This is a genomic window from Synechococcus sp. R55.8, from assembly GCF_047461895.1.
In the GTDB taxonomy this organism is placed as follows: Bacteria; Cyanobacteriota; Cyanobacteriia; order Thermostichales; family Thermostichaceae; genus Thermostichus.
In genome coordinates this window covers 1700-8494 of sequence record NZ_JANSIB010000115.1, presented here as the reverse complement: position 1 = coordinate 8494, position 6795 = coordinate 1700, and the positions used below count along the sequence as shown (strand labels likewise).

General features: G+C 56.3%; 8 protein-coding genes. 7 read left to right on the top strand and 1 reads right to left on the bottom strand.

Going from position 1 to position 6795, the window contains the following annotated elements:
- Positions 1 to 532 precede the first annotated feature (532 nt).
- From NW829_RS10875 to NW829_RS10850, 6 genes are all read left to right on the top strand, one after another.
- Positions 533 to 640, top strand: coding sequence for a PetM family cytochrome b6-f complex subunit 7 (locus NW829_RS10875; RefSeq protein WP_414329137.1), 108 nt, complete (start codon positions 533 to 535; stop codon positions 638 to 640).
- 113 nt (positions 641 to 753) lie between these two features.
- Positions 754 to 1728: a ketopantoate reductase family protein gene (locus tag NW829_RS10870; RefSeq protein ID WP_414417069.1), complete on the top strand. Its 975-nt coding sequence runs from the start codon at positions 754 to 756 to the stop codon at positions 1726 to 1728.
- Between the two features lie 193 nt (positions 1729 to 1921).
- Positions 1922 to 2689 (top strand): SDR family oxidoreductase, encoded by a 768-nt coding sequence (locus tag NW829_RS10865; RefSeq protein ID WP_414399620.1) that lies wholly within the window; start codon positions 1922 to 1924, stop codon positions 2687 to 2689.
- Between the two features lie 72 nt (positions 2690 to 2761).
- A complete protein-coding gene (locus tag NW829_RS10860) occupies positions 2762 to 4021 on the top strand; it encodes a sensor histidine kinase (RefSeq protein ID WP_414417068.1) in 1260 nt (419 codons plus the stop codon).
- A gap of 154 nt (positions 4022 to 4175) precedes the next feature.
- Positions 4176 to 4439 carry a helix-turn-helix domain-containing protein gene (locus NW829_RS10855; RefSeq protein ID WP_011432496.1) on the top strand — a complete coding sequence of 88 codons (264 nt, stop codon included), beginning with the start codon at positions 4176 to 4178 and terminating at the stop codon, positions 4437 to 4439.
- Positions 4440 to 4597: 158 nt separating this feature from the next.
- On the top strand, positions 4598 to 4843 hold the full coding sequence (locus NW829_RS10850; protein WP_414417067.1) for a hypothetical protein: 246 nt from the start codon (positions 4598 to 4600) through the stop codon (positions 4841 to 4843).
- A 79-nt stretch (positions 4844 to 4922) separates the two neighbouring features.
- On the opposite strand, the gene NW829_RS10845 is transcribed toward NW829_RS10850, so the two are convergent.
- Positions 4923 to 5807 carry an acyl-CoA desaturase gene (locus tag NW829_RS10845; protein WP_414343318.1) on the bottom strand — a complete coding sequence of 295 codons (885 nt, stop codon included), beginning with the start codon at positions 5805 to 5807 and terminating at the stop codon, positions 4923 to 4925.
- A 310-nt stretch (positions 5808 to 6117) separates the two neighbouring features.
- On the opposite strand from NW829_RS10845, the gene NW829_RS10840 reads away from it, so the two are divergent.
- Positions 6118 to 6795: TetR/AcrR family transcriptional regulator (locus NW829_RS10840; RefSeq protein WP_414407751.1), on the top strand; the 678-nt coding region annotated here is incomplete at its 3' end.

Genomic DNA, 6795 nt, shown 5'->3' with positions numbered 1-6795 from the left:
CGACGATGTCGAACCATCCTCGCTCCTGACGCACGCGCCCTACCGCTATGGTCATCTGAACTACTCCTTAAAGACATCTAAATGAATGAGGACGTTAATGAAACTACAAAGTTTGCTTCTTCGAAGCAAGAGCGGAGCCTAGGTATAAAGACTCAACCCTCGGGTCTTTTGCCTCAGTTTCTTTGAACGGCTCTTTGGCGAGAACTGCCTGGGAACTTTCCAGTGGGTTAGAATTCCCAGCGCTCCAAGACCCTATCGAGAACCGTTTCCAGGGCTCACGAGGCCCAACAGAGCATTCGAGAGCCACCGGACAAGTTTTACGGCTGTAGGCATTACAATTTAGCCTATGCCGGTAAAGACTTGTAAATTGCTTTCATTATAGAGGTGGATAGCCGGGTCTTATCAAGTCCAAGAGAACGCCTGTTTTTCCAGGAGCTAGGTTTGGGCCGCTACACCCTTGGAGTGAAGGCCAGGGCTTGGGATCCGATATCCTGAGAAGGCGATGTATCCCATTTGCGAGGAAGCTGAATCTATGGCTGGCGAGATCTTCACCATTGCTGGACTCTGCATTGTGCTGACCCTGGTGGGCGTGGCACTTGGATATGGGATCCTAAGGGTGACCCAAGGGGGGGCAGAGTAAAGCTGTCGAGGATTTCTCCCGGGCCCGGTATCGGGCCTTGTTACAGCCCCATGTCAATTCCATGTCAATTGGCCACCTGGATATGAGGTGGGTGGCGGAAAGATGATAAACTCATGAAGATTTGTATCGTTGGCGCCGGGGCGGTGGGAAGTCACTTGGCCATATGCCTGGCTCGGTCTGGCTTTCCCGTCAGTGTCGTGGCCCGTGGAGCTCACCTGCAGGCCATCCGCACCCAAGGTCTGAAGCTCATCCGGCAGGGGGATCCCTCCCAAACCTGGGTAGAGCGGTTGACAGCCACCGACGATCCGGCTGCCCTGGGCCCACAGGACTGGCTGATAGTGACGGTCAAGGCCCACAGCTTGCCGCAGCTTGCCCCTCGGCTGGGATCCCTGTGTGGCCCAGACACCCCCATTGTGATTGCCCAGAATGGTATCCCCTGGTGGTACTTTTACCGGCATGGGGGCGAGTTTGAGGGGCATTCCCTGACTTCCGTGGATCCAGAAGGGGTTATCGCTGCCCATCTGCCGATAGAGCGGGTGATCGGCTGTGTGGTGTATATCGCCGTGCAGTTGGCAGAGCCAGGAGTGGTCTTGCACACAGGGGGTGGGCGCTACATTCTGGGGGAGCCGGATGGATCCCTGTCAGGACGGCTGCAGTCCTTGGCCGCCATCTTTGAACAGGCGCAGCTTTCCACCACCCTCACCTCGCAGATTCGGGCCGAGATCTGGCAGAAACTGTGGGGCAATGCCGCCTTCAATCCCATCAGCGCCCTCACCCGGGCTGCTCAAGATGAAATTGCCCAATACCCACCCACCCGTGCTTTGGTTCGGTCGGTGATGCAGGAAGTTGAGGCTGTAGCCCAAGCTCTAGGGATCCGGCTGCCGGTCTCTTTGGAAGAGCGGCTAGAAGATGCAGCCCGCGTGGGATCCCATCGCACCTCGATGCTGCAGGATGTTGAGCTGGGGCGACGGACGGAGATCGAGGCCATTGTGGGAGCCATCACCGAGTTGGGGCGTTTGGTGGGGGTGCCCACTCCCCATTTGGATACTCTGTATGCTTGCGTCAAGCTGCTGGAGCGCTCTCTTTAGGCTCTTGCAGGGAGCGGTAGGGTCGCTACCGAACGGCAGAGAAACGATTCGTTTGCTGGATCCCAGGCTCCCCCCTGGGGAAGTGGCTCGAACTCTAGAATGGCTGTAGCCTCGAACTGACGAGGAAGCTGAAGGTGGCTGTCCATTTTTCTCCGACTCAACCCAACTGAAATCACAGCATTTGAATTAGCAAATGATGATCGAAAACTCCATCGTGCTCATCACCGGAGCCAGTAGCGGCATTGGGGCCGCTTGTGCCACCCTTTTTGCCCGTTCTGGAGCCCGCCTGATTCTGGTGGCCCGCCGTCAGGATCGGCTGCAGGAACTGGCTGGGGAATTGCAGCAGGCTTACGGCACTCCTTCCTACCTGCTGGCTTTGGATGTGCGGGATGGGGCAGCCGTGCAGCAGGCGCTTCAATCTTTGCCCTCGCCGTGGGCCAACATCGACATCTTGGTCAACAATGCAGGTTTAAGTCGTGGCTTGGACAAGCTCCACATGGGGGCCTTGCAAGACTGGGAAGAGATGATCGATACCAACCTCAAGGGTCTGCTCTATGTTACCCGCGCCGTTTTGCCCGGCATGGTGGAGCGAGGTCGAGGCCATGTGGTGAACATCGGCTCCATTGCCGGTCGGCAGACCTACCCAGGTGGCGCTGTGTATTGCGCTTCTAAGGCCGCCGTGCGGGCCATCTCCGAGGGGCTGAAGCTGGATTTACTGGGCACCCCCATTCGCGTCACCGAGATTCAGCCGGGCCTGGTGGAAACCGAGTTCAGCCAAGTGCGCTTCCGTGGGGATCGCGCCCGTGCGGCAGCAGTGTATCAGGGCCTCACCCCCTTGACGGCGATGGATGTGGCTGAAGTGGTGGTGTTTGCGGCAACCCGTCCCCCCCACGTGAACATCAGCGAGATCTTGCTTGTGCCCACCGACCAAGCCAGTACCACCCTCGTACATCGTCGATAAGAGGCCGGCAACCGGGCTTTCGCCTCCACTCTTGCTTCCCTGAGCGACAATGGCAGCAAAGGTGGTGGGAACATGGGACTGGAAGCCGGGATCCTGATCGGGTTGGGAATCGGTTTGCTTTGCACGTTGCTCCTGCTGTGGCAGACTCGGCGCCGTTTCAGATGCGAATTGCAGCGGTTGGGATCCCTGGTGCATCTGGCCATGCCCCTCCACTCCCTGGAACAGATGCTCAGCTTGCTCAGCCGTTATCTTCGCCAACAAGATCTGGATTGGGCCAACCAAAAACAGCAACTGCAAAACTGGCAATACCTGAGTCAGCGGCTCCCTTGGGGATATCTGCGGGTAGACGAAAACAACGTGGTGCTGGAGTGCAATCCTGCCGCCCAGCGCCTGCTGCGCATCAGCCAATGGCAGCCGGGCATCAAGCTCTTGCTGGAATGGGTGCGCTCCTATGAGTTGGATCAGCTCATCGAGGCTACCCGCCGACAGGAGACCGCTGCTCCTGTCCAAAGTCGCGAATGGATTTTCTACCCTTCCGGTGGGGATGGCAAACCGATTCCGCTGCGGGCTTGGGGGTTGCTCCTGCCGCAAGCGCACGTGGCCATTTTTTTAGAAGACCGGCTGGAAGCAAAAATGCTGGCCCAACAGCGGGATCGCTGGGCTTCGGATGTGGCTCACGAGCTGAAAACCCCCCTCACCTCCATTCGCTTGCTGGCCGAAACTTTACAAAGCCGGGTCGATGCCGCTCAAGCAGTCTGGGTGGAACGATTGCTAAATGAAACTCTGCGCCTGAGCCATTTGGTTCAAGACTTGCTCGAACTCAGCGCCCTCAATTTGGGAGCCGCATCCCGCTCCCAATGGCGTTGGGTGGATCTGGCAAGTTTGGTGAGCGAGGCCTGGCAAAGTGTAGAGCCGTTGGCCAAGCCTCGACACCAGGAACTGCACCTGAGCGGATTGTCCCAGATTTACCTCTGGGGAGATGAGCAACGCCTATACCGCCTCATCCTCAATCTCTTGGACAACGCCGTCAAGTATGGCAAGCCCGACTCTCCTATCCATGTGGTGCTTTCGGAGCAGGGATCCCAGGTGCGGCTAGAGGTGTACGACCACGGCCCCGGCCTGCCAGAAGATCAATTTGAGTTGGTCTTTCAGCCCTTTTACCGCACCGACACTGCGCGGGCCCGCAGCAAAGGCGGAACCGGCCTAGGGCTGGCAATTGTGCGACAAATTGTCGAAGTTCACGGGGGCACCATCCAACTGCGCAATCACCCACAAACCGGTGGGCTGTGGGTTCAGGTGGAACTGCCCCGGAAGCACTTGGATCCCTTGTGAAGCCTATCCGAAAACGCTCGCATCAGTGGCCTGCAGCCGGAGTCTGGCCGAGAATCGCTCAAGATTTCCCTGCTGCAGGGCTATCCATCTCAGGGGTGATCCCCTAGAATTGGGGTAGGTAATCTTTACAGTTCATCTTAAGCAGGCATTCGGAATGGGTACTGACTATCATTCCGCAGACTTGTTGTCCGAACGGGAGCTGCAGGTCATTGAGTTGATTGCGGCAGGACTGACCAATCAGGACATCGCGGAACGCCTAGAGATCAGCAAGCGCACCGTTGACAATCACATCAGCAATATTTTGAGCAAGACCCGAACGGCAAATCGGGTGGCCTTAGTACGCTGGGCCTTGCAGTGGGGAAAGATTTGCCTAGATCAGGTAAACTGCTGCACTTTGGTCGATGACAAAATTGCTTAGTCCTATCCTGTTTTGCCGGTCAAGTCCTCGCCCCAGAGTTTTGCATAGAGGACTCTTTTACTTTTTGCAGTGATTGCATAATCCGGAAGTTACTTGGGTTGTCTTGAGTTATACCCTGGGCTACGTTGATCGGGCTGTCATTCGTGAGCACTCCCAAAATGAAGCGCTACGCTATTCGCTACGATTCTATGCCCCTGATGGTTTATCGGGAATTGGCTGCCCATTTGGCTTGTGTTTCAGGGGTGAAAACCGAGCTGGAGTGGAAAAAAAACTCCACCTTTCGCTACCAAGACAGCCAAATAGAGGCATTGCATATTCATCAAGAACCCGATGCCGACATAGAACAAATTAAGCGTATTCTTGACCACTATGGAGCGTGGCAGCATAGCCCCTTAGAAGACTAGCTCTCTCTGCAACCCAAAAGGGATCCCTAGGGATAGGGATCCCCGGATGATTCCTCTGCAAGGTCTGGGAAAAACCAGTTCAGCGAGCAGCTTGGCCTTGGGCAGGCAGGTGCAGCTTACGAGCCAGGCCCAATCTCGCCAACAGCCAAATGGCCCAGTAGGTCATGTCAATTTCCCACCAGCGCAAACCGGCCTTAACGCACTTCGGGTCGGCATGATGGTTGTTGTGCCAGCCTTCACCATAGGTTAGAATGGCCGCCCACCAAAGGTTACGAGCATTGTCATTGCTCTCGAAAGTCCGGTAACCCCAGAAGTGGCTGGCCGAGTTGATCAACCAGGTGCAATGCAGTAGCAGCACTGTCCGCACAAAGATACCGTACACGACGAATGACCAGCCCCCCAGCAGGTAGAGTATTGCAGCCAACGGCAGTTGCAAAAGCAGAGCATACCTATCCAGCCAGCGGTAGAAGGGATCCCGAGCCAAGTCCGGCGCAAGGGCAAAGTACTTCTCAGGGTTAAAAAACTCTTCGCGGTGGTAGATCAGCCAGAGTATGTGGCTCCACCAAAAGCCCTTACGGGCAGAATAGGGATCCTTTTGCTCATCTTCGGTAAAGGCGTGGTGCTGACGATGGCCGCCCACCCAAAAGATCGGCCCCCCTTGAACGGCCAGGGCACCGAGAGTCGTGAAGACATATTCCAGCCACTTGGGCACCTGGAAACTACGATGGCTGAGCAGGCGGTGGTACCCCAAGCAGATGCCTAAGCTACCGAAACACCAGTGGAGAAATAGGGCTACTCCCAGAGCGGGCCAGGAGAAGAAGAAAATGCCTCCCACCAAAGCCACCACGTGAAAAATGGCAAAGAAGAGCACATGTTCCCAAGCAAACCGAAAGGATTCTTGGGGCTCGGGCTGAATGAGCGGAGCGGGATGATTCAGCGATTGGCGAGAAAAAGAAGTGGTCATGAACCCACAAAACCTCAGAAGAAGAAGTAGACTAGACTGACTAGGAAAGAGCCAAAACACAAAGCCCAAGTTAAGGCCGCCGGATAACAGCGGCCCAACGTGAAAACGGAGTCAAACCCCTGAAGACACCGCCATAGCCAGCGGTGACTTGCTATGTGCTCCGCTGTGATGAACTTGGCTACACAGGAAGAAGAGGAGCAGAGGCAACGCTGCCGACATCCTCTCGCTTGACATTAAGCCTAGCGGTATTCCACCGTAAATGCAAGCGTCACTTGCAGCCCGCCGCAATTCTTCAGGTTTTCTCCTCACTATGGCACGTCCTTCTTCTCGGCAAAGGCTGCTGAATGCGGCTCGGGAGCTGTTCGTTCGTCAGGGCATCACCCAGACCACCACCCGTCAAATTGCGGATTTGGCCGGAGTGAATGAGGTCACCCTGTTTCGGCACTTCGGCACCAAGCAAGGGTTACTCCTGGCCGTATTTGGGGAGCTGGGGGTCTTTTCCGGCATAGCCGATCTGCCCCTGAAGGCGGATCCCGCCCCCTCTCAAGGTTCTGGGTTGCAAGCCATTCTCCTGCGCTATGTCCACACCTGCTTTCGGGCTTTGGCCGATAATCCTGAACTGGTGCGCTCCCTGGTCGGGGAGGCTGGCCTTTATTCTGAGGAACATCGTCGCGCCTTGCGGATGGGTTTTTCTCAGGCCCAAGAACAGCTGACAGAGTATTTGCGGCGATTTCCCAACTCTGAGTTGCAATCTGTCGAGCCAGATCGCCTTTATGCAGCCGTTGGGGTTTTGCATGTAATGATTTTGGGAGCAGCAATGTTGGCGGTAACTGCCGAGTTGCCTTCCGTTGGCGCCGACGGAACCGAGCCCTCTGTTGAGGGGCAGCTATCGGATGAAAAATCTAAAAAATCAGAGAAAGGCGCCGAAACCGCCAGGATCCCCCCCCTTCTGCAAGCCTGCGTGGAGCTGTGGATGGCAGGCGTGACC

Excerpts from the sequence above, each read along its gene's own strand:
- NW829_RS10875 (WP_414329137.1), top strand. The coding sequence starts at position 533 with ATGGCTGGCGAGATCTTCACCATTGCTGGACTCTGCATTGTGCTGACC.
- NW829_RS10870 (WP_414417069.1), top strand. The coding sequence starts at position 754 with ATGAAGATTTGTATCGTTGGCGCCGGGGCGGTGGGAAGTCACTTGGCC.
- NW829_RS10865 (WP_414399620.1), top strand. The coding sequence starts at position 1,922 with ATGATGATCGAAAACTCCATCGTGCTCATCACCGGAGCCAGTAGCGGC.
- NW829_RS10860 (WP_414417068.1), top strand. The coding sequence starts at position 2,762 with ATGGGACTGGAAGCCGGGATCCTGATCGGGTTGGGAATCGGTTTGCTT.
- NW829_RS10855 (WP_011432496.1), top strand. The coding sequence starts at position 4,176 with ATGGGTACTGACTATCATTCCGCAGACTTGTTGTCCGAACGGGAGCTG.
- NW829_RS10850 (WP_414417067.1), top strand. The coding sequence starts at position 4,598 with ATGAAGCGCTACGCTATTCGCTACGATTCTATGCCCCTGATGGTTTAT.
- NW829_RS10845 (WP_414343318.1), bottom strand. The coding sequence starts at position 5,807 with ATGACCACTTCTTTTTCTCGCCAATCGCTGAATCATCCCGCTCCGCTC.